The sequence below is a fragment of the Mycobacterium riyadhense genome (assembly GCF_963853645.1).
GTDB classification, from domain to species: Bacteria; Actinomycetota; Actinomycetes; order Mycobacteriales; family Mycobacteriaceae; genus Mycobacterium; species Mycobacterium riyadhense.
This window is the reverse complement of sequence record NZ_OY970457.1, coordinates 173922-199797: the sequence shown is the minus strand read 5'-3', so window position 1 is coordinate 199797 and position 25876 is coordinate 173922. Positions and strand designations below refer to the sequence as shown.

At 62.2% G+C, this 25876-nt stretch carries 20 protein-coding genes, 1 tRNA gene, 5 pseudogenes and 1 other annotated feature; of the genes and pseudogenes, 19 read left to right on the top strand and 7 right to left on the bottom strand.

What is annotated here, in order from left to right; all coding sequences use genetic code 11:
- The first annotated feature begins 151 nt into the window (after nt 1–151).
- Entirely contained in the window at nt 152–547 is a 396-nt protein-coding gene (locus tag AADZ78_RS27795) for a hypothetical protein (protein WP_085253373.1), read from the top strand.
- Nucleotides 548–691: 144 nt separating this feature from the next.
- Here the strand turns inward: AADZ78_RS27795 and AADZ78_RS27790 are convergent, their stop codons facing one another.
- Nucleotides 692–1900, bottom strand: a complete 1209-nt coding sequence (locus AADZ78_RS27790; RefSeq protein WP_204080107.1) for an IS4 family transposase — start codon at nt 1898–1900, stop codon at nt 692–694.
- A gap of 410 nt (nt 1901–2310) precedes the next feature.
- Between AADZ78_RS27790 and AADZ78_RS29345 the strand changes: the two genes are divergently transcribed.
- From AADZ78_RS29345 to AADZ78_RS27755, 8 genes and pseudogenes are all read left to right on the top strand, one after another.
- Nucleotides 2311–2607: a transposase gene (locus tag AADZ78_RS29345; RefSeq protein WP_085250974.1), complete on the top strand. Its 297-nt coding sequence runs from the start codon at nt 2311–2313 to the stop codon at nt 2605–2607.
- Nucleotides 2608–3473: 866 nt separating this feature from the next.
- A complete protein-coding gene (locus AADZ78_RS27785) occupies nt 3474–4223 on the top strand; it encodes a glycosyltransferase (protein WP_085250972.1) in 750 nt (249 codons plus the stop codon).
- A gap of 367 nt (nt 4224–4590) precedes the next feature.
- Nucleotides 4591–6030 (top strand): ISNCY family transposase, encoded by a 1440-nt coding sequence (locus AADZ78_RS27780; protein WP_085251832.1) that lies wholly within the window; start codon nt 4591–4593, stop codon nt 6028–6030.
- A 1093-nt stretch (nt 6031–7123) separates the two neighbouring features.
- Entirely contained in the window at nt 7124–7564 is a 441-nt protein-coding gene (locus AADZ78_RS27775) for a lipocalin-like domain-containing protein (protein ID WP_085250285.1), read from the top strand.
- A gap of 591 nt (nt 7565–8155) precedes the next feature.
- Nucleotides 8156–9175: pseudogene (locus AADZ78_RS27770) on the top strand (VOC family protein); the annotation flags it as partial.
- 146 nt (nt 9176–9321) lie between these two features.
- The gene (locus tag AADZ78_RS27765; RefSeq protein ID WP_085250287.1) at nt 9322–10239 is read left to right on the top strand and encodes a fumarylacetoacetate hydrolase family protein; all 918 of its coding nucleotides are present in this window, start codon (nt 9322–9324) and stop codon (nt 10237–10239) included.
- Nucleotides 10236–11873 carry a bifunctional 3-(3-hydroxy-phenyl)propionate/3-hydroxycinnamic acid hydroxylase gene (locus AADZ78_RS27760; RefSeq protein ID WP_085250288.1) on the top strand — a complete coding sequence of 546 codons (1638 nt, stop codon included), beginning with the start codon at nt 10236–10238 and terminating at the stop codon, nt 11871–11873. The genes AADZ78_RS27765 and AADZ78_RS27760 overlap by 4 nt, the downstream gene beginning before the upstream one ends.
- A gap of 536 nt (nt 11874–12409) precedes the next feature.
- A complete protein-coding gene (locus AADZ78_RS27755) occupies nt 12410–13342 on the top strand; it encodes a hypothetical protein (protein WP_139828672.1) in 933 nt (310 codons plus the stop codon).
- Here the strand turns inward: AADZ78_RS27755 and AADZ78_RS27750 are convergent.
- From AADZ78_RS27750 to AADZ78_RS27740, 3 genes are all read right to left on the bottom strand, one after another.
- Nucleotides 13239–13817, bottom strand: coding sequence for an HdeD family acid-resistance protein (locus AADZ78_RS27750; protein ID WP_139828673.1), 579 nt, complete (start codon nt 13815–13817; stop codon nt 13239–13241). The genes AADZ78_RS27755 and AADZ78_RS27750 overlap by 104 nt on opposite strands.
- A gap of 29 nt (nt 13818–13846) precedes the next feature.
- On the bottom strand, nt 13847–15175 hold the full coding sequence (locus tag AADZ78_RS27745; RefSeq protein WP_085250290.1) for an adenylate/guanylate cyclase domain-containing protein: 1329 nt from the start codon (nt 15173–15175) through the stop codon (nt 13847–13849).
- Between the two features lie 67 nt (nt 15176–15242).
- A tRNA-Leu gene (locus tag AADZ78_RS27740) sits at nt 15243–15320 on the bottom strand.
- Between the two features lie 90 nt (nt 15321–15410).
- Between AADZ78_RS27740 and AADZ78_RS27735 the strand changes: the two are divergent.
- Nucleotides 15411–15954, top strand: a pseudogene (locus tag AADZ78_RS27735) (ANTAR domain-containing response regulator); the annotation flags it as partial.
- 293 nt (nt 15955–16247) lie between these two features.
- Here AADZ78_RS27735 and AADZ78_RS27730 read toward each other — a convergent pair.
- The gene (locus tag AADZ78_RS27730) at nt 16248–16421 is read right to left on the bottom strand and encodes a hypothetical protein (protein ID WP_204805618.1); all 174 of its coding nucleotides are present in this window, start codon (nt 16419–16421) and stop codon (nt 16248–16250) included.
- Entirely contained in the window at nt 16418–16588 is a 171-nt protein-coding gene (locus tag AADZ78_RS27725; protein ID WP_169726286.1) for a hypothetical protein, read from the bottom strand. The genes AADZ78_RS27730 and AADZ78_RS27725 overlap by 4 nt, the downstream gene beginning before the upstream one ends.
- 542 nt (nt 16589–17130) lie before the next feature.
- Here AADZ78_RS27725 and AADZ78_RS27720 point away from each other — a divergent pair.
- The 9 genes and pseudogenes from AADZ78_RS27720 to AADZ78_RS27680 all read left to right on the top strand — a co-directional run.
- Nucleotides 17131–18071 (top strand): annotated as a pseudogene (locus AADZ78_RS27720) (IS3 family transposase); the annotation flags it as partial.
- Nucleotides 17400–17531 (top strand) — a sequence feature (AL1L pseudoknot). Its footprint overlaps the pseudogene before it by 132 nt.
- A 139-nt stretch (nt 18072–18210) precedes the next feature.
- A complete protein-coding gene (locus AADZ78_RS27715; protein ID WP_085250291.1) occupies nt 18211–19311 on the top strand; it encodes a tyrosine-type recombinase/integrase in 1101 nt (366 codons plus the stop codon).
- Nucleotides 19308–19499 carry a hypothetical protein gene (locus AADZ78_RS27710; protein ID WP_085250292.1) on the top strand — a complete coding sequence of 64 codons (192 nt, stop codon included), beginning with the start codon at nt 19308–19310 and terminating at the stop codon, nt 19497–19499. The genes AADZ78_RS27715 and AADZ78_RS27710 overlap by 4 nt, the downstream gene beginning before the upstream one ends.
- A gap of 24 nt (nt 19500–19523) precedes the next feature.
- Nucleotides 19524–20606, top strand: coding sequence for an IS630 family transposase (locus AADZ78_RS27705; protein ID WP_085251828.1), 1083 nt, complete (start codon nt 19524–19526; stop codon nt 20604–20606).
- 15 nt (nt 20607–20621) lie between these two features.
- A pseudogene (locus tag AADZ78_RS27700) lies at nt 20622–21743 on the top strand (IS256 family transposase); the annotation flags it as partial.
- 6 nt (nt 21744–21749) lie between these two features.
- Nucleotides 21750–21998 (top strand): tyrosine-type recombinase/integrase, encoded by a 249-nt coding sequence (locus tag AADZ78_RS27695; protein WP_085252572.1) that lies wholly within the window; start codon nt 21750–21752, stop codon nt 21996–21998.
- Entirely contained in the window at nt 21995–22945 is a 951-nt protein-coding gene (locus AADZ78_RS27690; protein ID WP_085252573.1) for a tyrosine-type recombinase/integrase, read from the top strand. Before AADZ78_RS27695 ends, AADZ78_RS27690 begins: the two co-directional genes overlap by 4 nt.
- Nucleotides 22945–23985 carry a tyrosine-type recombinase/integrase gene (locus tag AADZ78_RS27685; protein WP_085252574.1) on the top strand — a complete coding sequence of 347 codons (1041 nt, stop codon included), beginning with the start codon at nt 22945–22947 and terminating at the stop codon, nt 23983–23985. Before AADZ78_RS27690 ends, AADZ78_RS27685 begins: the two co-directional genes overlap by 1 nt.
- A gap of 115 nt (nt 23986–24100) precedes the next feature.
- A pseudogene (locus AADZ78_RS27680) lies at nt 24101–24439 on the top strand (integrase core domain-containing protein); the annotation flags it as partial.
- Nucleotides 24440–24484: 45 nt separating this feature from the next.
- Here AADZ78_RS27680 and AADZ78_RS27675 read toward each other — a convergent pair.
- Nucleotides 24485–25756, bottom strand: a complete 1272-nt coding sequence (locus AADZ78_RS27675; protein WP_085252575.1) for an MFS transporter — start codon at nt 25754–25756, stop codon at nt 24485–24487.
- Nucleotides 25757–25876: the final 120 nt, after the last annotated feature.

Sequence of the window (25876 nt, the reverse complement as noted above, 5' to 3'; positions counted from 1 at the left end):
AACCCACACCGCCAGCCGGCCAGCAAGCTGATGTAAGCCGATCGCCCGACCAGCACCACCCCAACCCCAGGTTTCAGGTCTTAGTAGCTGATAGGCCATGAACCGTAACTGAGCGGACTCTTGTTGGAGTTCGATTCAGAGGAGGCGGTTCATGTCGATGTTGGCGGTTGCCCTTGATCCGGCGACGGTGGTAGTTGCGGTGGATCCGGGGAAGGTGCTGAACCGGGTTTGGGTAAGTAATGGGGCTGGTTTACTGGCCGAGCCGGTGTCCTTGCCGGTGTCGCGTGCGGGAGTGGATGCCCTAGGGCGTCTGATGGCTGCACACAACGCCAAAGAGGCGGTGATCGCGGTCGAAGCAACCGGTGATTTGCATTGGTCGTGGGTTGCCGAGCTGGAACGGTCTCACCCGGATTCGGTGCGGATTTTCGCGCCGTCGGAAACCAGGGCTGCGCGAACGCAATTGGGATCGGCACGGTTTAAGACCAATACCGTTCAGTTAAGGCGGAGAGTCGTGACGTCTGGTGGGCGTTGGGGTTGGGGCCAGTGAGCGTGAGTTGCGCGTTTGACGTGCCATTTGGACATTTTGCGTTTGATCACCCGTGGTGCGGATCGTCGGCGCCTGGCGGGGTTGAGTCGGTCGAGCAGGCGGCGCAGGAAGGCCCACCAGTGCTGATCGGCGGCTTGGGGGTCCTCAGGGGGGAAATGCGCCCTGTTGGGCGACGGATTGGCGGGTGATGCGCAGCGCGGCGGTGAAACTGACCCGGTCGGGGTCCTCGCCGGCGTGTTCGGCGGCCTGGGCCATCAGGGTACGAATGGCGTAGTGACAGCACAGATGTCCCCAAATCTCTTGTAGGACAAGATCAGGGGACTTCGAGCGCAGTACCACCTGGGGTCCGCGTTGATGGGTTTTGAGTTCGTCGAAGGTGTTTTCGATTTCCCAGCGCTGGGCGTAGGCGGCGGCCAACTCGACGGCGGGGGCCTGTTCGGGATCGGTCAGCGTGGTGAATAGCCGGTAGCTGGTGGAGTTTTCGCGTCCGTCGTCGATGGTGTAGTCGATGACTCGTGCCAGCATCGGCTCGCTGCGACGGTCAGCGCTGGACTGCAGATGCGCTAGCCACGAGCCGTCAGCAAGATCCTGCACATGCACCGGTTGTGGCGCGTAGGCGTCGGTGCGTACTCGCCACAACAGGTCGGCTCCGGTCGCAAGGGCTTTGCGCCACAAGGCATACGAGAAGAACCCGCGATCAGCCAGCAGCAGCATGTCCGGCGTGAGAGCATCCAGCAGCTTTTCGGCGAGTTTGGCCTCCGAGTCACGGTAACCACCGATCGTTGCGGCGAAGACCGCATGCGTGGCACACTCGGCCAGCCCCAGGATCCGGGCCTGCGGAAATGCGGCCTTCTCACCCCTGCCGCCGGCCCCCGGACGACTGAAGTACTCGTCGTTGGCTGGGGTGTCGGCCACATCCAGACAGCTGCCGTCGATGGCCACCAGCCGCCGCTCGGCCAGCCAAGCCCCTGGGGTTTGCGGTCCGGCTAACGGGCGGGCTACCCGGGAAAACAAGCTGGCCAACGGGGCCGATCCCAGCCGCTCACGAGCCTGAAAGATCGCCGACTTACCCGGCAGTCGATACTCTTCACGCCACCCCGACGCCCACGCCAAACCATCAGTGAGCTGGGCCAACACATCCTCATACGAGCCCTCTGAATACAGGCCCATCGCGATCGCGAAATACGCCATCACCCGCGCCGGCAACGACCGATGCCGCTGCTGAGTGCGACCGGCCTGCTCGATCACCTCATCCACCACCGTTGCGGGAAACACCCGCGTCAGCACCCCCACCGACACCAAATCTGACAACCGGCGATCCGACTCAGGCTTCCGCCAACCCGCACGAGGCATAGGTCATAAACTACACCCATGTAACCTTAACTGAACGGTATTGGGTTAAGACCGATGGCCGCGACTGCGCGGCGTTGACTAATCTGGCCCGCCAGGGCCATGGCCGGCGCTACGGCGAGGAATTGGTGGTAGATGCATTGCGGGCGGCGGTTCGTCATCGTCGTGGCCTAGTGATTGACCGTAAGGTCGCTCAGCAGCGTTTGCATGCGCAGTTGAATGCGTTGTGTCCGGGTCTGTCGGCTCCGCCCGGGCATGGCCGGGCGGAGCCGCTGGCCTCGCCGACGGGGCTGGCTGTATTGGGCTGTGCTGCCGCGTTTGCCGGTCGCCCGCCCCAGTTGCGCTCATTGAGCCCGGGCTCCAGGCCGAATAACCCAAGTCACCGCCGAGTACTGGGTGCGCCGCTGGCGAGGATGTCTGTCCCCGCCGGCCGATGCCAAACAACGTGCCCGGCGACTGGACCGAGACGTGCACCGCTACCGGGCTTTGCAAGCCGACATCGCTCACTTGATGCCGAGATCACCGAGCTGCTCGCCGCCACGGAAGGTCAGATCTTGACCACATTGCCCGGAGTCGCAGTCACCCGCGCCGCCGCATTTGCGGCGTTCAGCCTGCCGATTGCGCGCTTCTCCGACGCTGAGCACCTGTATTCGGCAACCGGTTTAGCACCCGCTCTCTACCAGTCGGCGACCCTACATCGCCGGAGCTGAATATCCCGACAGGGCCTCGCCGAACATCGAGACGCGTTAATGGGCATGGCCTGGGGTCTGTCGATCAGCTCACCGTCATTCGCCGAACGCAACGCCGAATTGCGCGCCCGAGGCATGGCACCGATCCAGGCCCGGGTGGCATTGGCCCGCAACGTGTGCCGTCTGGCATATCGGCTCCTGCGAACCCAACAACCCTTCGATGAAGAGCGGTATCATCGAGGAAGGCTCAGCCGCGGACGGTGACGGCCACGGTAGCTATGCCGCACGACGGCGCAACCTAGCTTGCCGCTCGCCCGCGCTGGGCCGTCTCATGGCGCACACGAAAGCCTGCCGCTCGACGGCGCCTGATCAGCCTGCCATTCTCGCGCGGCTCAGCCATCCACAACGACAGCCCTTCATCGCGCCAAACGCCGAGCACAGCGCCCGGCTATACGATCGTGCCCGATGTCAGACTGACTACCAGCGTGAAAGCTAGCCCGGGGGCTGCGGATGGTCTTCGGGCACACCGGTGACTACAAGACCCCGTGGTCGGTGATCAGGGCGAACGCTGGCCGGATGGGGATAGCGCGGCGACACTGCACCGGTGGTGGGCTGAGCCGAGGTCGATACCGGCGAGGCGGGCGGGAGTGTCGAGCCGGGAGGATCGGGAGCTGCGCGAGCTTTGCCGCGCGTGCCGCGAGCTCGGCTTCTGGGGCCGCGCCGCCTACGGGCATGCACGCCAAAGGCGCTTTGCGATGCCCCGCGAAATGCCAGTTGATCCCAGCGCGAGACCCTATGATGATAAATCATAAAAGCACCGTTGCCGCTTTGGAAGCAAAAATCCGAAGGAGGCCGACCGCGCATAAGGAGCTATAACGGAGCCAACAATGCCAATAATTTCCGTATTGACCCCAACTCAGCAAGCACGACGCGACTTCCTGCTTGAAGCAGGTCGAAGTCTAATGAATCAGGCGCTCCCCCCTAGCTGGACATTAGAATGGATTGTTCAAGAGGACGGCGAATCTCCGAAGCTAAGCGAAGACGTCGCCCTCTTTCCGTTCGCTAGGTACCAGTCCAATCGTAAGCAACTCGGCGAAGGGCAAACCCGCAATCTTGCCTTAGTTCGTGCCCTAGGCGAGCTTGTTCACGTTCTCGACGACGATGATCTGTTACTGCCCGGCGCCCTTGCCATGGCAATTGACACATTCGCAAATTACCCCCAAATCCATTGGGTAGCAGCACAAGTCGATGACTTACTCCCCGGTAACCGTCGGGTATCCATCACCGCACCAATCACCCCTGGAATCATCGAGCCCGGAGTGGTCAACGACTACATCTGCGATGTCTGCGCTCGTAACGAGCCATTTCTATGGCCAGTGCACACTGCGGGATTGACCATACGCACCACCACCATACGCGCATTAGGTGGATGGGGCAGCTACCCCGTAGGAGCCGATGTCGCACTCCTTACTGCTCTCACAGAATTAACACCAGGCTATCTACTCTCAACCATTACTTGGCTCTACCGCAGACACTCCCAACAAGTCACCGCGTCCAACGATTGGAAAGATCTAGCACCACAGATCGCCGCCCAACGCATAACCGCCATCAGAGAATTGGGACTGGGCTGCTTGTGACTTAGTGCTAGCCTCGTTTTTTCATGCCGGTGGGTGTGAGCTGGGGTCTGTTCGGGTTAGCTTGTGGCGAAGGTGTTTTCGGGTTTGGGCATAGTGGACTGGGGGCGGGGTCAGGGAAAGGCGGCTCGGGTGTGGTGCCAGGCGATTGCGATCGCGGTAGCCCATCGCGAGGGGTTCAGCGGTCGTGGGTGGGGTTGCGGAATCCGATCCGAGGGCGTTGCGGCGGATGGCGAGTCCTCCGCTACTGAGTCCACCCCCCGCTCTAGTTACTTCGACCTGAAAAAGTCGGCGCGTTGATCCGCGGGTTGATGGTGCTGAACAGGAAAGATGGCCTCAAGCCCTTGTTGCGGAAGGGATTGAGGCCATCGTGTTTCGTACTGTAGGCGATCAGGTGTCGCTTTGGGAGGCAGTGCTTCCCGCGGAGTTGTTGAAGTTGCCCGATGAGTTGGCGCGGGTCGATGGGCTGCTCGATGATCCGGTGTTCTTCGCCCCGTTCGAGCCGTTCTTCGATACACGGATCGGGCGTCCGTCCACGCCGATGGAGACCTATCTGCGGTTGATGTTCTTGAAGTTCCGTTACCGGCTGGGCTATGAGTCGCTGTGCCGAGAAGTCGCGGATTCGATCACTTGGCGCCGGTTCTGCCGGATCGGACTGGATGGGTCGGTGCCGCATCCGACCACGTTGATGAAGCTGACCACCCGGTGTGGCAGTGCGGCGGTCGACGGGCTCAATGAGGTGCTGTTGGCCAAGGCGGCTGAGGCGAAGTTGTTGCGTACTAATCGGATTCGGGTGGATACCACGGTGGTGCCGGCTAATGTGGCCTATCCGACCGATTCGAGTCTGCTGGCCAAGGCGACGCGCCGGATCGCCGGGATCGGCAAGCGGATCCAGGCCGCTGGGGGCGCGGTGCGCACCCAGCTGCGGGACCGCTCCCGCGCGGCGGGCAAGCGCGCGCACGCGATCGCGTCGAAACTGCGCTCTCGCGCCGCGCTGGGCCGCGACGAGGCCAAGGCCGCGGTGCTGACCAGCACCGGGGAGCTGGCTGTGCTGGCCAAAACCGCGGCGCGCGAGGCCGAGCGGCTACTGGTCAACGCCAAGCGGGCGGTGCGCCGGGCCCAGGTCAAAGCTGCCGACCTGCGCGCCCGCGGCGAGCATGATGCAGCAGCCGGCCGGCGACGTGGCCGGCTGGTGCGTGCGGTCAACGACCTGGCCAAACTGCTGGAAGCGACGCGGCAGATCGTGGCGCAGACCCAGCAGCGCGTCGCCGGGCACATCCCGGACGGGGCGAGTCGGCGGGTCAGCCTTCACGACGGCGATGCCCGCCCGATCGCCAAGGGCAGGCTGGGCCGGCCGGTCGAGTTCGGGCACAAGGCCCAGATCGTCGACAACGACGACGGCATCGTCCTGGACCACCGTGTGGAGCAAGGCAATCCACCCGACGCGCCGCAACTAGCGCCCGCGGTCAAACGGGTCACCAAACGCGCCCGGCGTACCCCGGGCACCGTCACCGCCGACCGCGGCTACGGCGAGGAACGCGTCGAAAACGACCTGCACGACCTCGGTGTACGTACGGTCGTGATACCGCGAAAAGGCAAACCCGGCAAGGCTCGGCAAGCCGAGGAACACCGGCCAGCCTTCCGACGAACAATCAAGTGGCGCACCGGCAGCGAAGGCCGCATCAGCACTCTCAAACGAAACTACGGTTGGAGCCGCTCCTCCATCGATGGCACCGAAGGAACCCGAATCTGGACCGGACACGGCGTCCTCGCCCACAACCTAGTCAAGATCAGCGGCCTCGCAGCATGACCCGACGCCCCAAAGCACGGATCTCTGCCTCCACAGTCACGCGGTATTCGCGCACCAACAGCAGACTCAGGGGCCGTCACTTTTTCAGGTCGAAGTAGTTAGAGTCGGGTTTGCTTGATTCGGATTCAGTTGGTCTCGCAGGCCATTGAGGTGTGGGTGTGCCTGCGCGCCGCAGCGTACTCGGCCGGTGTGCGATAGCCCGGCGTCGAACGGAGGCCTGTGATCATGTTCGTGTTTGAAGTCCGCGATGACCCCGCGGGCCTCGAATAGGGTGTTCCAGTGGTTGCGATTGAGGCACTGCTTCCTGGGTCGGTTGCTGAACGATATGGCCGTTGACCCCGGCGGAATTTAGACCAATGTCGGCCCTGTGCTCGCAGAACTGTTGTCGCGCTTTGGAATCCAACTCCGGGCGTTGTCTATCCGCAGCATCTTCGGCGGTCCGCCGGCCGCCGTGTAGGCCGTCTCGAGTTCGGTGATGAGTCGTTCGTCGGTGATCGAGCGCTCGACGATGTGCAGCAGGGAGAATCGGGGCGATCTTGATGGTCTTGCCGTCGGTGGTGGAGTCGAATTGGAAATCGATCGCCCACGCGCCACGTTCGAAGCATCAGCCTCGACCGGCGGGACCGAGGACACTCCGGTCTGTGTACGCGGATGGCGCCCCCGCGCCCGGAGGTGTGCGAGTCCGAACTCACCACCATGATTGGGGCGTAGTAGGAGTGCACCCGGCAGCGATTCTCGGCCATGGCCCTGTTCCTGCCGCGCAGCAGTGCCAACTCTGACGGCCGACTACGCACCCCTACAGCGACGTTCCATCGCCAGCTCGGCCTTTGGCTCGAAAATCAGTGTCACCGACGAGACCGCCGATGGTGTCCAAAATCGCTGTCCCACGGCGATCGACTGCAGGCCGAAAGTAACTACACAACAACCAGTTACGCCGTTAACTTGATAGCCTGTGCGTCGGCCCCAGAGTCGCCAATGGCACTGGGATCTCGGGGACATCGCCGTCCTTTGGCGAGACGATCGCGCGCAAGGCGATATGGTTACCGCGACCACCCGATTGTTGCTGCCATATGGCGCGTGAGGAGGCTGATTCGTGACGGAACTGTCTGACGTATTTGGGGTTTGGCGCCTGAGAAGCTACTTCTTGCAGAACGTGAAGACGAGCGAGCGCATCGAGCCATTCGGGGCCCGGCCAAACGGTGTTCTGATCCTGCTCCCCGAAGGTCGCATGGCAGCGTTGCTGACCGCTGAAGGACAGAAACTACCCGCAACCGAAGCTGAAGAAGCCGACGCATTTCGACACACAATCGCGTATTCCGGGCAGTTCCGCCTGGAGCCACCGGACCGATTCATCACGATGGTCGATGTTGCGTGGTCTCAACCCTGGGTAGGTTCCGAGCAGGCGCGGAAATTCGCGCTTGATGGCGAGACGCTCCACATCATCAGCGATCCCACCCGCTCTCCGCTGACCGGCGACGACGTAGTCGAAGGCGTACTGTCGTGGGTTCGCGAGAGGGCAATGGATGGAGGGTAGCGAGGCAACGGGCCGCCGGCCGTGATCGTTCTACACCAAATTGCTGGACAGGTTGCCGCGTCGTTAGCTGTTCGCGCTGCTCTTTTATGGTTTTGGCACCAAACGGTTTCGGTACCGAGCACGGCATCTACCTGGAAGCCATGGGTGTGACGACCATCCCGCTCGCTGGGGCGTGCGTTGTGTATGCGACTCTGGCGCTGGCCGAGCAGATGCGCCTGGCCCCCCTGCTACGCATGTGCGGTACCCGTGGACGCACCGATTGCCCTAGGACGGCCCGAATGCCGGACACAACACCGGCTGTCGAAAAGTACAGCGCCGGCAGTAGTTTAGCTGCTCGTGATGTAATACCGCACGCTGGGCCTGCCCAGCCAATTGGCACGACAACCAATGGATTCGAAAGTAGCACCGATTCGCTAGGTCTCGGTGCTACGCTTGCCTCTGCGCTGAGCTTTGGCATTCCGAACCGTTTGTCTGCAAGTCACCGCCACGACGTCATCGGCAAGGCCACGCGGACGCGACACCCCGTCCAAGTCAAGCCGCACACGAACCGCGAGGTTTCCCCCAGTGCCGGGGATTAGGAGAGCATCATCTATGAGCAAGCATGTCAGCGGTGCGCAGGGTGATCTGCACAGCGAGGAGGGCGCACGTAAGGGAGAACATCCGGGACGGTCGCGTGACCCGATCATCAAGGTGCATGACGTCGCTTGGTTGGAGTTCGAAAAGCCCGACTTGACTGACGCTGAAAAATTCGCCCACGCGTTCGGCTTCACTACCGCGTTGCGCACGGACGATGAGCTGCATCTGCGGGGCAGCGACGCCGGCACGGCGTGCCTGGTGATCCGCCGCGGTCCGCACGCGCGCTGTATCGGGCCGACGTTCGCCGCCGTCGACAAATCGGACGTGCAGCGGTTGGCCGATGCGACGGGTGCCAGCGTCCGTCCACTGCCGGAGACACTCGGCGGGGTGGCGGTCGATATGGTCGACCCCAGCGGGCTGCCGGTGAGGGTCGCATCTGGGATGCATCAGCTTCCGGCGCTGCCCGCCCAAGACCCGCATGTGTTCAACTTCGGCCACGAAGTGGTGCGCGTTAACGCGACCCAGCGGCCCCCGCGGGTGCCCACCGGGGTACAACGGCTCGGGCACGTGGTGTGGCAGACCACAAAGTACATCGAATCGCTGAACTGGTTTCTGGATCATCTAGGGTTAATCGTCAGCGACTTTTGCTTCGCCCCCGGTCAGCGTGAGCGCGGACCGGTCATGAGCTTCAACCGCTGCGACCGCGGCGCAACCCCCACCGACCACCACACTCTGGCGTTGGCGTCAGGCCCGGCCAACTGTTACGTGCATTCGGCGTACCAGGTGTGCGACCTCGACGCTCTGGCCGCCGGTGGCCAATACCTGGCCGAGCGCGGGTATCGCCGCTCGTGGGGCATCGGCCGCCACATTCAGGGCAGTCAGATCTTCGACTACTGGCGCGACCCGGACGGTTTACTGGTCGAGCACTTCACCGACGGCGACCTGTTCGATAGCACGCTCGAGCCCGGCTGGGCGCCGTTCACCGTTTCCGGGCTGTACCAATGGGGACCCGAGGTCACCAAAGATTTTCTCGGAGGTGCGGAATTGTCGGATCATCTCTAAGGGTAGGGAATCGAGCGACGGCCAACCTAGACTCAGGCGACTGGCGGATTCGTTGACCGCTGATGCGTTGCTTATCTGATTCGCAAACCCCCACCTCATAATCGAAAGAAGGACTTGTTATGACCGTCTCGATTCTCCGCACCGCCGATGGTTGGTGGGTGCAAACCGCTACCGGGGCCGCTCGCGTCTCAACGGATGCCGCCACCACTCGCGAGCTGCTGGCCGACCGAGCGGCCATCGACGACGCCGCGCGCAGCACTGACACGGTTCCTATCGACAGCCTGGAGCTGCTATCGCCGGTGACTTTGCCGTGTCGAGTGGTGGCCCAGGCAGTCAACTACGCCTCCCACGTCAGAGACGTCGGCCGCGACCCTGCCAAGACGCAGCTGACCTTTTTCCGTAAGGCGTCCGGTTCAATCACTGGGCCATTTGATGACATCGTCAAACCCGACCATGTCCAGCTTTTGGACTACGAAGTGGAGATCGGGCTGGTCATCGGCCGCGCTGTACCTGTCGGCACTGAGGTCATCGACGCAAACCTGGCCGATTTCGTCTGCGGTCTGGCGGTGACCAACGATGTGTCGGCGCGAGACGTGCAACAGGCCAAAGGCCAGTACTACGAAGCGAAGTCCTATCCGACATTCACACCGGTCGGGCCCGCGCTGGTGCTACTCGATGCCGATGAGCTTGAGCGCTTCGGGGAGCTGCGGGTACAGCTGCAGGTCAACGGCGAGGAACGCCAGAACAGTGTGGTCAAGGGCGACATGATCTATCCCCCGGTCCAAGCGCTGCAGGCGCTGTCCCGTTTCCAGCGCTTAGACGCCGGCGACCTGATATTGACCGGCACCCCGGTGGGCACCGCGGTCAGGAAGCCCAAAGATGCCCCCGCCGGCCCACCGACCTTAGAAGGGTTCTTGGCCAGCCAGGCGCAAAATCCGTTGTACCTGCATGACGGCGACGTGGTGGAAGCAACCGTGGCCACCGACGATGGCACCATCAACCTCGGCACTCAACGGAACGTGGTCAGGTACGCGTGAGCGGGAGCGAGTCGGACGTATCACCTAGCGCGCCGACGCCGGTTGCGGGGCCGGCGCCGCCGGTTGTCGTCGTCGGCGCCGGCCCCGCCGGCATCACCGCGGCCACGCTGCTCACCCAGTACGGCATCTCCTGTCTGGTTCTGGAGCGTCATCCCAATGTTTACCCGCAGCCACGTGCGGTGCACTGCGACGACGAGGTCTGCCGCATCTTGGCCCGCGTCGGCGTCTACGAGGAATTCGCGGCCATCTCCCGGCCCTGCGTGGGCGTTCGGCTGGTGGACCCGAAGATGCGGGTGCTGGATGAAGATCCCGCCCCGCAGGATAGCCCGCATGGTTTCCCAAAGGCCAACATGTTCGACCAGCCTGAGTTGGAGGTCTTGCTGCGCGCCAACCTGGCTAAACAACAGCCCGGCGCCGTGCTGCGAGGCGACGCCGAAGTTACCGGTATCACCCAATCGGACGACGGCGGCGTTCGGGTCACCTTCACCGATCGCGTCAGCGGCGCCGAGCACAGTGTCGAGACCACCTATGTCCTGGGCTGCGACGGCGCCAACAGCATGGTCCGCTCAGCGATGGGTGCGGTTATGACCGACCTGCACTTCGAGCAGCGCTGGCTGGTGATTGACGTGGACACCGACGCCGAGCTGCACCAGTGGGAGGGGTTGCACCAGCTCTGCAGCTCCGTGCGCGCGGGCAGCTACATACGGGTCGGTGACACCCGCTACCGCTGGGAATTCCAGCTCCTTGACGGCGAGACGGCCGACGATTACCGGAGTATCACCGCGATCCTTCCGCTGATCTCGCCCTGGCTGGCAGACACGCCCGTCGAGCGGCTGAGGCTGGTGCGGGTGGCCGAGTACACTTTCCGAGCCCGAGTTGCCGACCACTGGCGCGCACGCAGCCTGTTTCTTCTCGGCGACGCCGCCCACACCACTCCACCGTTCATCGGTCAGGGCATGTGTGCGGGCTTGCGAGACGCGATGAACCTGACCTGGAAACTGGCCGGCGTGCTCAGTAAGAGTCTGCCCGACAGCGTGCTCGACACCTATCAGCAAGAACGTGAGTCTCACGTCCGCACCACGATTCGGGCTGCGATCGGCTTGGGGTTGGCGATGACCGCCGGCGGGCAACTGGGAGACCTTTGCCGACGGTTAATCTTCCCGCGGGTGCTGCACTTACCAGCCGTACGGCGTATAGCCACCGCCGGCGTTGACCCGGCGTTGCACAGCTCTGCTCTGGTGATCAAGTCCCGCGGTAGAAGGGAGCTGGCCGGAAAGTTGTGCCCCAATCCGGTTCTGCCGCAGGGTGGTCGGCTCGACAATATGATCGCAAACCGATTCGCGCTGATCACCTCGTCGGTGCTGGGTGAGCAACAGCAGAACGAACTGGAGCGCCGCGGCGCCGTCGTTGTCTCCGCAGTCCCGGGAAGCCAGCTCGCCAGTTGGCTCGAGCAAGGTGCGGCCACCGCCGCGATCATCAGGCCTGACGGCACTGTGATGCAGGCGGGCCGTAACATCCAGGCGATCTGTGATGCGGTTCCCCAGTTCGCCGGAATTCACATACCGACGAGGCTTCCTATGCCTACTACTCAAGCTGGCGAGCCGGACGGCACGCCCCGGCTAGCCCAAAGTTAATGCATCATCGGCGAAACGCGGTTCGCATTTGAAGAGAGTTTTACTGGCAGGATTTGTCGTAATGATCGCCGAGTTCGCGATGCCAGTCAAGTAAAGGTGCGGCACCTCGGAGTGTGCCTGCGCAACGGCACAAGACGCATGCGGCAACGTGCACTACTACTACGAGGTCGAGCCACTAGCCGCATTTCTCCTTGAAGGCCTACCGGGGCTTCGCCTCAACCTGTGGAAGCGTGCCAAGGGTGGGCCACTGATCTGGAGGCTCCGGCTGGGACGTAATCGGTGAGATGCTGATGTCACCACACTGTAGGACCGCTCGTAGCGGTTGAGGGACCCGGTATTTGGGTCCTCGTCCCGAACCGGAACCTGTGATGACGCTACCTCGCACCGCCCGCCGATGCCTTGTCCGAGCATGTGGCGTTCGAGTTGGAATCGCTGGATCGGATGCGACTCAACGTGCGCCCGCCACGGCTGCAGTACGGGCCATCTTTGTCCACCACCGCGGCTGGAAGTTCGCCCCAACGGCGCTAATGGCGCCGATGACGAAGAACTATGTGGCCGAAGTCGATCATTACATCGATTCCCACCATCGGGCGCGGGAACGGTTCAACAGCGGGCAACGCAAGGGCGAAGTGACCCAAAAGTATCTGGCCGGCCACGACGGCAGCGAGGGCTTGTTGTACGTGGGAATCGCCCAGGAGCGGGCCGCGGTGTGGACCTCGACCCGGCGGCGCAACCCGCTCACCGGGTTGACCACCTACGCCTGGTTGAACAAGACCAGCAAGCTGGTCAACCACGTCTACTGGTACTGCTTCGATGACGACTTTGGCCCGTTCCTGCTGCGGGTGTGCACTTATTTCCCGTTCAACGCCCAGCTGATCGTCAACGGCCACCATTGGGCACAGCGGCAAGCGAGCAAGGCGGGGATCGGGTTCACCCCGCTGGACAATGGGTTCGCCGACTGCGACGACGTCGCCGGATTGCAGGCGATCTGCGAGGGCTTCGGCGGCGCACACATCGAGGCGCTGCTGATCAAATGGCAGCAGCGGCTGCCGCAGCCATTCACCGAGGAAGACGAGAGCCTCGGCGGCTACTACTACAAGCTCGCCCTTGATCAGGTGGAGTTCTCGGTGACCCACATGCTCGACAAGCCGGTGTCGGGGCGGATCTTCCTGGAGCAAGTCATCGCCGACAACCTCGACGTGGGTCGTCCTGACAAGGTCGGGCTGATCTTCGGGCGTCAGATACACCACGGCCGCAAACGACCCACTCCGGGGCCGTTCCGCACCCGAGTGTTCACCTGCGGGGTAACCGGCCAGTTTGCATTTCGACTACAAGTCGACCAGAGCGAAGCAATACCACAAGGAACTACTGTTGGAGCGATTGGGAGCCCTGGCGAATGCGGAATGCCGAAACGATCTCGAACACACCAATCACCACGAACCAGACGCCGACCACAATCGCCAGGGTGATGATCGACTCGAACGGCGATGCCATCACCACGATGCCGGCGATCAAACTGATCACGCCGACGAAGATGTTCCATCCCCGTCCGGGCAGCGCCGGATCGCTGATGGCGGAAACGGTGGTGGCGACACCGCGGAAGATGAACCCGATGCCAATCCAGATGGCCAGCAACAGAACTGCGTTACCGAAATGACGAAAAGCCAGCACCGCCAGGATCAGCGAGGCGGCGCCGCTGATGAACAGCAGGACCCGGCTACCTGCCGAGACATGCAATGCGAACGCGAAGGCGACTTGTGCGATACCGGTGAGCACGAGATAGACGCCGAAGGTGATGGCGGCAGCCAGGACGGATATTTGCGGCCAGGCCAGTATCACGACACCGAGGATCAGCGACAGAATTCCCGAGAGCAGCGTGGATTTCCACAAATGCGGCAACAAGCTTGGGACAGGAAGCGGTTCCATTGCACCAGTGTGACGCATGTGGCGATTCTGGTATAGGGCGTGCCGGCTCAGACGCCTGCCGTGTGCGGTTCTTCGGCTACCACGTCACGCGGCGCTTCGGCCGCCTTGCGCCCGATCAGGTACCACGTGCGCATGACGCCTTTGCCCTTGACGTCGATGTGGCCGCGTTCCCGCAGTACGAAGTCGTCCTTCAGACGCTCGTAAACCTCGTCGGGCACTTGAATCTGTCCGACCGAGTTGGTGGATTCCATTCGCGACGCGACGTTGACCGCGTCGCCCCACACGTCGTAGAAGAATCGCCGAGAGCCCACCACCCCGGCGACCACCGGACCGGTGGCCAAGCCCACTCGCAGCGGTACCGAGCGGCCGTGTGGGTCTTTCATTTCGGCCGCGACGGCGGCCATCTCGAGCGCAAAGTCCGCCAGCGCGTGGACATGATCGGGACGTGGTCGCGGGACTCCGCTGACGACCATGTAGGAGTCGCCGCTGACCTTGATTTTTTCCAGCTCATGCTTGTCGACCAGGGCGTCGAAGGCGCTGTAGAGGCGGTCCAGGAAGCGCACCAGGTCAGCCGGTGCGGTGCTGCTGGCGCGCTCGGTGAAGCCGACGATGTCGGCGAACAGCACCGAGGCCTCGTCGTATTTGTCGGCGATCACGTTGCGCTGCGGTTCCTTGAGCCGATCGGCGATGCTGGCCGGCAACATGTTGGCCAGCAAGGCCTCCGATCGCGCGTGCTCGGCTTCCATGATCGCCTCGGCGCGCGCCGTATCACGCAGCGCGAACCACACCGTTGCAACCGCCATCATGCACGAGGCTATGGCTGTGATGACGAAGCCAGTGTGCAGCGCCCAGGGTGGCTCCGCCCCGGTCGAGTAGGGGGCGAGGAACTGGACGGCGATCAGCAGTCCAGCACCGGCGGCAGCCAGCAACATGGCCAGGCGGATGCGCTCGATGCCCAGCTGCAGCACCACCAGGCTGGCGTTCGTCACGAAGTAGAACTGCACACCGGAGCCGGTGCCAACCTCCATCGCGATGACGAAGACCACAACATTGGCCGACAAGATAAAGGTCAGCGGCGCAACAAGTTTTCCGAAGCGGTGCAGCAACGGGACCATCGCGAAGATCGCTGCCGCGACGAAGTTGATTACCTGCTGCGGCCACAGCGCGGGACCGGCCCAGACCGCAATAACCGCGAAACTTGCGCACACCAACACCGCCATCGCGACGTTGATGTTGAGCACCCGCGCCCGACGCGCGGCGCTGGCCTCGTAATGCTGGTTGCGGGCGCGGCTCTCGTCCCGCACCGCTGCTACACAGTCGGGGCGTCGTGAGCCGTCAGCCCTTACGGGTGGGGCGCCGTACTTCTTAGCCACCACAAATCACAGCCTAACCGTTGAGCTCGCTGTTTACCGACGGTAGCGATGATTTTCCGGCGTCTTTGCGTGGTGCCCTCGGTGAGATTCGAACTCACACTGGACGGGTTTTTGAATCCGTTTCCTGTGCCAGTTGGGATACGAGGGCTTACTTCGGCCTCCTCCCTTAAAGGAGCCCGATCCCGACTCACCGCCCCCAAGGTTTCCAGTTGCAGACGCCCACGACACAATGTCCGTCATGACGGGCCCCATCACCGACGCCGACGCCCCCCCGCAGCGCCGGGTCCTGATCGCGGAAGGTGAAGCGCTCATCCGAATGGACCTCGCCGAGATGTTGCGAGAGGAGGGGTACGAGATCGTCGGGGAAGCCGGCGATGGCCAGGAAGCCGTGGAACTGGCCGAGCGTCATTTGCCCGATCTGGTGATCATGGACGTGAAGATGCCGCGTCGCGACGGGATTGACGCGGCGTCGGAGATCGCCAGTAAACGCATCGCCCCGATTGTCGTGCTGACCGCCTTCAGTCAGCGCGACCTGGTCGAGCGCGCCCGCGACGCCGGAGCGATGGCCTACCTGGTCAAACCCTTCACGATCAGCGATCTCATCCCGGCGATTGAATTTGGCGCTGAGACGGTTCGGCGAGATCGCCGCGCTGGAACACGAAGTGGCGACCCTGTCCGATCGGCTGGAAACCCGCAAGCTCGTCGAACGTGCCAAAGGCCTGCTGCAGACCAAACAGGGCATGAGCGAGCCCGAGGCGTTCAAGTGGATTCAGCGTACCTCCCATCGGTTCGGCTACCAATCTTGTTCGAGCCGAAGGACACCCGGCGGCGACCTAATGCAAGTGCTCGATCGGCACGACATCCCATCAGTGCTACAGGTGACCTCACAACCGGCCGGGGCACGATCTCGCGCTAGGCAATCGACCAACATTCCAGCGTGCGTAAGTGCTCACCGACCGGCCGCTCGGCAATCAGCCTCACTGAAACGGGCCCTCAGGCCCGCCAGCGACACGCTGATCAAGTCCCATTAGCGTGCGCGTTTGGGTCTGCTGCACGAACGGGTGACAGTTTTCGGTTACGCGTCCTGAGTGGCCGGTGTGGTCGCTGCAACGAATGTGGACGGGTCCGACAGTAGTCGGTCGAGTTCTTCGGCGGGGTTGCGCCAGCCGAGGCGTTTTCTGGGTTGGGCGTTGAGTTCGGCGGCGACCTGGTCGAGCCAGCCGGGGCCATAGAACGACTGGTCGGTCACACTGCATCCAACAGCGCACCGAGCTGTCCATCGCCAAGGTCGTCAAACAGCTCCGGCCACTGCGCAGCGCGACCATCGTCATCAACGGGACCAGCCAGACCTTCCCGCCCCAAATCCCGGATGCTCAGGCTGCCATCCTGGCCCACCTCGGCTAGAAACCGGGGCACTAAGCCAAATGTCTAACCTCCGGAGAAGACCGCATCCGCGCCCACATCCAACTGTGCTGGCTGGCGTTGCTGCTCGTACGCGTCGCCGAAACCTCTGGCCGCCGAGCCGGTACCCACGCCGCCCTTGCCGCCTCGGACTCGGCACGCTGATAAACCGGTTGTCGATGAAAAGCGTTGGTTAAAAGCGTCTTTGGCAGGTCATCGATCGAAAATCCTACTGCCCGAAATCGTTTGCCAGCGACCTCGACCAAATCTAGATCCGCGCAAAATACCGCCTAGTCGTAGCGAGCGTCCTCGTACCTATGTGCTGCGCTGGTTGTAGCCTCAGGTTGTTTCAGACCAAGTAGGCGGTGATGGCCGACCACGCAACTCTACTGCGCGATCATGTCACGTTCATTTGTCGATCGGTGGACCGGATCATTTAGCAGGTTTATGCCCCGAAGCTGCAAGCGGTGGGTGGGATGTGTCAGTTTCCGTACTTGCAGAAGGGGTGAACCGTCCCGGGTTTCATGCACACTTCCTTTCTTGGGAAGGATGGCACGATGCCGAGCAAGTACGACGAGAACACCAAGGCCAAGGCGGTCCGATTGGTCCGTGAGCATGCCGACGACTACGACTCGGAGTGGGCGGCGATGCGCGCGATCTCGGCCCGGCTGGGGATGACCGCAGAGACGCTGCGCAAGTGGGTACGTCAGGCCGAGATCGATGCCGGCGAGGTTGCTGGGGTGACGAGCGAGGAAGCCCGAGAGATCCGCGAACTCAGGCGGAAGAATCGTGAGCTTGAGCAGACCATCGAAATACTAAAAGCCGCAACGCATTTCTTTGTGCGGGAGTGCGACCCGCTACGTCGTTGATCTGTGCGTTCATCGATGAGCGCCGCGAGGAGTTCGGGGTCGTACCGATCTGCCGGGCACTGGCCGTGCACGGCGTGCAGATCGCCCCGCGCACCTACTGGGCACACCGGTCGGCGGCGCCGTCGAAACGGGCGCTGTGGGACACCACGATCACCGAGATCCTGGCCGGTATCTATGAACCCGACGCCAAGGGCAAACGCCCGCCAGAATCGCTGTACGGCAGCCTTAAGATGTGGGCACACCTGCGGCGACAGGGGATCCCGGTGGCGCGCTGCACGGTGGAACGGATCATGCGCTACCACAACTGGCGCGGGGTCGTCCGCGCCACGAAGGTTCGCACCACGATCGCCGACCCCGCTGCCGAACGGGCTCCGGACCTGGTGAAACGCCGCTTCAAAGCTGTCCGCCCAGACGTGCTGTGGGTCGCGGACTTCACCTACGTCCAGCTGGTGTGCGGACGCTTCGTCTACACCGCGTTCGTCATCGACGTTTACGCCGGAGTGATCGTCGGCTGGGAGTGCTCCAACTCCAAGCACGCCGGCTTCGTCGAATCGGCACTACGACAGGCCGCCGTCCTGCGTCGCCGCCAGGGCCACGCGTTGCCGGGCGGCACAATCCACCATAGCGATTATGCCGAGGTTTGTGTTAAGCCGAGGATCTGCGGAGATGGCCTGCGCTCGTGGGAGTTGCTCGTAGATTTCTCGGCTTAATGTTTCGGGTTTCTGGTTAGCGTCCGTCGTATCTCTACGTCTGTGGAAGGAGACGGTCATGGATACGACGGTTGCTGGGATCGGGGCGGTTGTCGTGGCGGAGTTGCGCGCGGCTGGCTACATGGAATCGACGGTTGGTCAGTACGCGAAAACGATCAAGGCACTTGCTGAGTTCGCCTCGGGGCGTGAGTATTCCACCAGTCTGGGTGCGGAGTTCGCCTCGATGACGATTAGTGCGCGCACTGGTCGGTTCAGTCCGCAGCGTCGGTTCGATTACCGGCGTCTGGTTACGGTGTTCGACTCGTATGTGCAGACCGGGCGGGTGGACCTGGCGGTTCGTGGCCGCGGCGGCGGAGGTCCACGACCGGCAGGCAGCGACTTCGTTGCGCTGGATGCCGCGTGGGAGGCCGAGATGAGCCGCCGCGGTCTAGCACCGGCCACCCGCGAGGCCTATGGGAGGGTGGCGCGTAGCTACCTGGTGTTCTTGGAAGCACGCGGTTTCGCAGTGCTGGACGGTGCGGATGGTGCCAGTGTCCTGGCGTTTTTGGAGTCCCTGCTGAATCGGTGGGCCAGGTCGTCGCTGTTTTGGGTGGTGTCGAACTTTCGTCCGTTCCTGAAGTTCACCGGTCGCACCGATCTGGTCAATGCGCTGAATCTGGCTGGCGTCAAACGTTTTCACGCGATAGTCCCCGTCTTGGAGGATTCCGACGAGGAGTTGGTTGTTCGGGCCTGTGCGGCGGGGGTGGTCAGCGCGCGGGATGCGGCGATCACCTTGCTCGCGTTATCGACGGGGTTGCGGGCCTGTGACATTGTGGCGCTGCGGCTCGGTGATGTCGACTGGCGTGGGCACACGATCGGCCTCGTGCAATCCAAGACGGGCAACCCGCTGACGCTGCCATTGCCGGCCTTGCTGTTGGGCAAGCTGGCTTCCTATGTTCTCGACGAGCGGCCCAGCTCCGCTGATGATCATCTATTCCTGCGTTCGGTAGCCCCACACACCCGGCTGGGTGATCACGCGACGGTGCACCGGGTGACCGTTGAGACATTCCGGAAAGCGGGAGTGAACAAGCCGAAAGCGGGCGTGTCATTCCATCTGTGTAAGTCCGAGGTGGTCCATCATCGGACCGCCGTTGGGGCGGACAGAAGGAGTGTTTTGTGACGAAGACCACGCAGGCGCCGGCTGAAGAGAAGACTGCGGCGCGGCGGCTGGCGGAGACGTTCACTGCGGAGACCTTGGATTCGCTGATCAAGGATGCGGTGAAATCGGGGTCCGCGATCGATGGTGCGGATGGTTTGCTCAACGAATTGACCAAGGCGGTGCTAGTGGTGTGTCCCGCAAATAATTGACAGTTGTCGGCTATGATTTCGGGTATGAGCAAACCCGTGCCCGCTTTGGTGGTGACTGATGGACAGCGCAAGATGTTGGAATCGTTGGCTCGGTCGCAGTCGGGGGCGCATCGAGAAGTGGTGCGGGCCAAGGCTTTGTTGATGGCTGCCGACGGTGTGGCCAACGCGGCGATTGCTGCCAGGGTGTCGGTGTCGCCGGCCACGGTGGCGAACTGGCGTACTCGGTTCAGCGAGGATGGTCTGGTCAAGTTTGGGCAAGTCCGGCAGGGTCGTGGTCGTAAGCCCTCCATCCCGGATGCCACGATCGAAAAGATCGTGGCGCTCACCAAGGGATCCCACCCACCAGGCCAGACGCATTGGAGCACACGAACGATGGCCCGCGCGGCTGGGGTGTCGAAGAGCACCGTGGCGCTGGTGTGGAAAGAGTTGGGTCTCAAGCCGCACCGCATCGATACGTTCAAGGTATCCAATGACCCCAAGTTCGACGAGAAGCTCGTCGATGTCGTGGGTTTATATCTGAACCCGCCGGACAACGCGATCGTGCTGTGCGCCGATGAGAAGTCCTCAGTGCAGGCCCTCGACCGCACCCAGGCATCGCTACCGATGACCAAGGGCCGTGGGCAGACGATGACTCATGACTACAAGCGCAACGGCACCACCACCTTGTTCGCCGCGCTTAACGTGTTGACCGGCATGGTGATCGGCCAATGCCTACCGCGACACCGCCACCAAGAGTTCCTCAAATTCCTGCGCACGATTGATCGAGAGGTTCCCAAGGGCCTACAGATCCACATGATCCTGGACAACTACGCCACCCACAAGCACGCAAACGTCAAACAGTGGCTGGACAACCATCCCCGCTTCCACCTGCATTTCACGCCGACCTCGTCGTCGTGGCTCAACCAGGTCGAACGCTGGTTTCGCGAGATCACCGACAAAGCGCTGCGACGCGGCGTCTTTGGTTCAGTGCCTGACCTCATCGCCGCGATCCAGGACTACATCGACACCCACAACCAAGATCCCAAGCCCTACGTATGGACCGCCACCGCCGAATCGATCCTGGCCAAAGTCGCTCGAGCCCGGACCACCCTAAACACCATCAACTAATTCCGGGACACACCACTAGAACGTGCGCTGAATTCGGAGCTGACGCATCATCTTGGGTACGAGTCGGGGGATCCGGCCGGGCGCGGGTCGGGTAATTCCCGCAACGGCTCGACACCGAAAACCGTGGCCACCGTTAATGGCCCGGTCGGTATCAAAGTTCCTCGTGATCGCAACGGATCGTTTGAGCCGGCGATCGTGCCGAAAAAGACCCGCCGGCTTTCCAACATCAATTCCGTTGTGTTGTCCCTGTATTCGCGCGGCATGACCACCCGCGATATCGAAGCCCATCTCGAGGAGGTGTACGGGGCCAGTGTGTCACGGGAATTGATCTCCAATATCACCGAGGTGGTGGTCGATGAGATCAAGGCCTGGCAGGCCCGCCCACTCGAGGAGGTCTATCCGATCCTCTACATCGACGGTTTGCGGCTGCGGATCGGCGACAACGGGGTGATCACCACCAAGGTGGCCTATCTGGCCATTGGGGTGGATCTCGAGGGCCGCAAACATGCCCTGGGCTGCTGGATCCAAGACTCCGAGGGGGCCAAGTTCTGGCAGAAAGTGGTCATCGACCTACGTAACCGCGGGGTGCGTGACATCCTGATCGCCTGCTGCGACGGGCTGACCGGACTGCCGGATGCGATCCGCTCGATTTACCCCGAGACCGTGGTGCAGACCTGTGTGGTGCACGTGATCCGCAACGCGATGCGGTTCGTGTCTTATAAGGATCGCAAGAAGGTGGCCTCGTCCATGCGGGCGATCTACACCGCGCCGACCGTGGATGCCGCCGAGTTGGCACTGAAGGAATTCGATACCGTCTACGGCCAGCAGTACCCTGGGGCGATCGATGTGTGGCGCAATGCCTGGCCCGAATTCGTACCGTTCCTGGATTATCCGGTCGAATTGCGCAAAATCGTCTACACCACCAACGCGATCGAGTCGATCAACTTCCAGCTGCGCAAGATCACCAAAAACCGCGGCCATTTCCCCGACAAAGACGCCGCGATGAAGTTGCTGTATCTCGGGCTGCGCAACATCTCCAGCGAGAGAGGAGGCTATTCAGGCACCGGAACGCCGAACTGGACCATTGCATTGAACACACTCGCCAGGCTCTTCCCGGGGCGAATTCCGTTGTGTTAGAATACAATTCGTAGTCAAATCACCTCTGACTTACACAAAATTCATGACAGGCTCGGAGTGAACAAGCCGAAAGCTGGAACCCGATTGTTGCGCCACAACGCCGCATCCCGGCTGCTGGCCGCAGCGGTTCCGCTACCGACGATCGCCGCAGTGCTTGGCCACGCCAGCGAAGATTCGACGAACCTCTACATGAGCGTCGACCGGCGACGTCTGCTCGAGTGTGTCCTGTCGGTCCCAGAAGCGGTGCGGTCATGAGTGGCCACGGCTTCACCAGCGCGTTCGCCACCGAGTTGGATGCCTACCTGGCGTTCAAGGCGAACATGGGATTCACTGGCGCTTCCCGCATCTGGTACCTCAAACAGTTCGACGCCTACTGCGCCGCCCATGACCGCACGGTGTTCGACAAGGACACCGTTGAAGGCTGGGTCAGTGTTCAGCTGCACCGTTGCGGCCGTTATCGGTCCTGGATGTCCTACATCCGTGACGTCGGCCGCTGGATGACGATGAACGGAATCCCCGGCGCTTATGTGCTCTCCGAGCGGTGGAAAGCCCCGTTCGTTGCCGCTCACCCCTACCTGTTGTCCCGCCGTGAGATCGAGGTGTTCTTCGCCGCCGCCTCCCGGATTCAGACGCCCTGCCCGTGGCGATGGCAGGCAGTCGCGTTCTTCACCCTGATGCACTCGTGCGGGCTGCGGACCGGCGAAACCCGCGCCCTGCAGACCAGTCAGGTCGACCTCGATGCCGGGCACATCGACATCATCTGGTCCAAAGGCCATCGCAGCCGCAGGCTGCCGCTGACTGACCAGGTCATCGAGATCCTCGACGCGTGCGACCGAACATCGCGAGCGCATTTCGCCTCTCGCCGAACATTTTTCGTCTCCGCTACCGGAAACCAGGTCAGTGCAGCATCGGTTGGGGTGATGTTCGGCCGTATCTGGGACCAGGCCGCGCTGCCCCGGCCCGTGGCCGGCCAACAGCCACGACCCTACGATTTCCGGCATCACTTCGCCTACGCCAACATCCAACGATGGATGACCACCGGCGACGACGTCACCGCGATGCTGCCCTACCTGTCTCGCTATATGGGTCACGCAACCTTTGACAGCACGTACTACTACGTGCACACCTCGCCCGATTTCATGGCCGCCTACGCCGACATCACCGCCCAACGCCAGTCCCTGCTACCGCAGGCCGGATTCTGATGAGACGCGACCCGCGCACCGGCGCACCGGACTTCTTCAGCTTCGCCCGCGATTATCTGCACGCCTATATGCCCAAGACCAGAGGTTTGTCGCCGAAAACGATTGAGGCATATCGGATCAGCCTGGAATGCTTCCTGGACTACCTAGCCGAGGTCGAGCACATCGGACGTGAGCACGTCAGCTTCGATCACCTCGACCGCCCACACCTCAAAGGGTGGCTGACCTGGATGACCGAACAGCGCCACTACACGCCCAAGACCGTCACGCTGCGCCTCAGTGCGGTCAAAGCGTTCCTGACCTACGCGGCCTACGAAGACCTCACCCTCGTCACGCTCAGCCAATCAGCCAAAGCACTCAAAGCCCCGGCTGGCCCCCGCAAGCCCATCGAGTACCTCACCGAAGATCAAACGCGGGCAATCCTTGCCACGTTCACCGGCCAGACAGCCAAATCTCGCAGAAACCGGATGCTACTGATCCTGCTCTACGACACCGCGGCTCGCGTCGGCGAAATCACCGGCTCGACTCTGCACGATCTTCACCTGACCGAGCCCGGGCACATCCGGCTTACCGGCAAAGCCAACAAGACCCGCGTCGTGCCGCTCACCGAGAAGACTATCGAGCACCTGCACGTCTACCTCGACGAGTTCCACCCGAACATCACCAAACTCCCCGCCACCAGGCCGTTGTTCTACAGTCTGCACCGTGGGCGACCTGCCGAACTGTCCGCTGACACGGTCGCCGCCGTGCTCAAGCAAGCCGCCGAATCCGCACGCACGCAATGCCCTTTGATCCCGGCGAACATCCACTGCCACCTGCTGCGCAAGACCAAAGCCATGGACCTCTACCAGCAGGGCATCCCGCTACCGATCATCATGCGCCTCCTCGGCCACGAAAACGCTTCCACTACAGCAGCGTTCTACGCTTTCGCGACCCTGGACATGATGCGCCAAGCGATCAACGCCGCAACCCCCGCCATCACAACCGCGGCCACCGAGCCGCTCACCGAAGACCAACTCCAAACCCTCTACAGCTTGCGATAGCCCGAAACGTTAAGCCGAGAAATCTACCAACAACTCCCACGAGCGCAGGCCATCTCCGCAGATCCTCGGCTTAACACAAACCTCGGCATAATCGCTGTTAAGCCGAATTCCGCTTAACAGCGACGCCGGAAGTCAATATACTGCAATATATTTCGGAGAGACGCTGATGATCGAAGGGCTGGTGCCGTCGATCGGAACGGTTGGCGATGCCCTCGACAACGCGCTCTGTGAGACGACCATTGGGCTGTACAAGACCGAGTGCGTACGCGAGGGCTCCCCGTTCCGCAACGGACCGCTGACCACCGTCGCCGACGTCGAGAGCATCACGTCTGCATGGGTGCATTGGTACAACACGGCCAGGCTGATGCACCGCCTTGACCGACGCCCGCCGGCCGAAGTCGAGGCCGAGTACTACGCTCAACAACCGATCGGGCAGCACACCGGTCACACGTAACGAGGTGTGCACGAAACCCGGGATGGTTCAGGGTTCGGTATCCCGTCACCGTTGCGCCGTATCCAGGGACGCGCCCATAGTTTCCGGAAGCAGGCCAGTGCAGATCAGACTGACGAGGATCAGGATGGCCATCATCAGCCCAATCGCCCAGCCGCCAGCCACTGCCAGCAGCGTGCCTGCAACCATCGGTGGGATCGCGCCACCGACTATTCCGCCCAGGTTGAAGGTCAACCCGCTGCCGGTGTATCGATAATGGGTGGCAAATGTTTCCGGAATGAAACATGCGACCGGCCCAAGACAGACTCCGAGAATCGCGTAGGTCCCGATGATTGCCACGGCGCACAATATGGGCTCGCGGGTGTCCATCAGCGGTATCACTGCAAACGACCACGGCAGTGCCGCCGCCAATCCGCATAGCATGACGCGGCGTCGCCCCACGCTGTCGCACCAGATGGCTGCCAGCGCGGTCAACGTTATCAGCCACAATCCGCCCAATACCCCAACAAGCAAGATTATGGTTCTTGGGTACCCCAAGTGCGTGTCGGCATAGCTTATTAGGTAGGTGCCGGCCATGAAGCTAAAGGTGAAATGTCCCACAACGCAGCCGGATGCGAGCCAGGCTCGACGGGGTTGGTTGCGGAAGAGTTCAGAGATCGGGACCCGGGGCAGCGTCCTGTCTGCTTGCTCTGCGGCAAACACCGGTGTTTCGTCGATCTTGAGCCGCACGTATAGGGCAACCGCAATCAATACAGCGCTGAGTAGGAATGGCACCCGCCAGGCCCAATGAATAAATGAGGAACTGGATTCGCCGATCGTGATATTCACCGCCAACAAAACGAGGTTGGCAAGGACCAGTCCCGCGCCGGCTCCCACCGAGGTGAACATTCCGTATCGACCACGGATCGCCGACGGTGCGTATTCGGCAGCCAACAAAGCCGATCCCGCCCATTCACCCCCGACGGCTACCCCTTGCAGTAGCCGAAGAGTGAGCAAGATCAGTGGCCCGGCAACACCGATCGTTGTCGAGCCCGGTACCAGGCCCACGGCTACCGTCGATAGACCCATGATCAACAACGTCGTGATCAAGGTTGCTTTCCTGCCGATGCGATCGCCGAAGTGCCCAAATATAATGGCGCCGAGTGGGCGAGAGAAAAACGCCGAGGCAAACGTTGCCAGCGATGCGATCGCGGATGCCACCGATCCCAAGCCAGGGAAGAACACCTTCGGGAAGATCAACGCCGCCGCGGTGCCATACAGGAAGAAGTCGTAGAATTCGATCGCTGAGCCAACCAGGCTGGCCAACGCTATACGCGTCATCGGTGTCCGCTGAACCGTCTTTGCATTCAGCGCATTTTGCGACGTCGCCGATCTGTCAATGCCCGCAACGAAGCGCTGTCGAATCCGCCCCTTGGTAGAAGCCCGTTCTGGACAGTATCT

Coding starts and splice junctions, on each gene's coding strand:
- AADZ78_RS27795 (WP_085253373.1), top strand. CDS start 152: ATGTCGATGTTGGCGGTTGCCCTTGATCCGGCGACGGTGGTAGTTGCG.
- AADZ78_RS27790 (WP_204080107.1), bottom strand. CDS start 1,900: ATGCCTCGTGCGGGTTGGCGGAAGCCTGAGTCGGATCGCCGGTTGTCA.
- AADZ78_RS29345 (WP_085250974.1), top strand. CDS start 2,311: ATGTCTGTCCCCGCCGGCCGATGCCAAACAACGTGCCCGGCGACTGGA.
- AADZ78_RS27785 (WP_085250972.1), top strand. CDS start 3,474: ATGCCAATAATTTCCGTATTGACCCCAACTCAGCAAGCACGACGCGAC.
- AADZ78_RS27765 (WP_085250287.1), top strand. CDS start 9,322: ATGACCGTCTCGATTCTCCGCACCGCCGATGGTTGGTGGGTGCAAACC.
- AADZ78_RS27755 (WP_139828672.1), top strand. CDS start 12,410: ATGACGAAGAACTATGTGGCCGAAGTCGATCATTACATCGATTCCCAC.
- AADZ78_RS27750 (WP_139828673.1), bottom strand. CDS start 13,817: ATGCGTCACACTGGTGCAATGGAACCGCTTCCTGTCCCAAGCTTGTTG.
- AADZ78_RS27715 (WP_085250291.1), top strand. CDS start 18,211: ATGGATACGACGGTTGCTGGGATCGGGGCGGTTGTCGTGGCGGAGTTG.
- AADZ78_RS27705 (WP_085251828.1), top strand. CDS start 19,524: ATGAGCAAACCCGTGCCCGCTTTGGTGGTGACTGATGGACAGCGCAAG.
- AADZ78_RS27690 (WP_085252573.1), top strand. CDS start 21,995: ATGAGTGGCCACGGCTTCACCAGCGCGTTCGCCACCGAGTTGGATGCC.
- AADZ78_RS27685 (WP_085252574.1), top strand. CDS start 22,945: ATGAGACGCGACCCGCGCACCGGCGCACCGGACTTCTTCAGCTTCGCC.
- AADZ78_RS27675 (WP_085252575.1), bottom strand. CDS start 25,756: ATGACGCGTATAGCGTTGGCCAGCCTGGTTGGCTCAGCGATCGAATTC.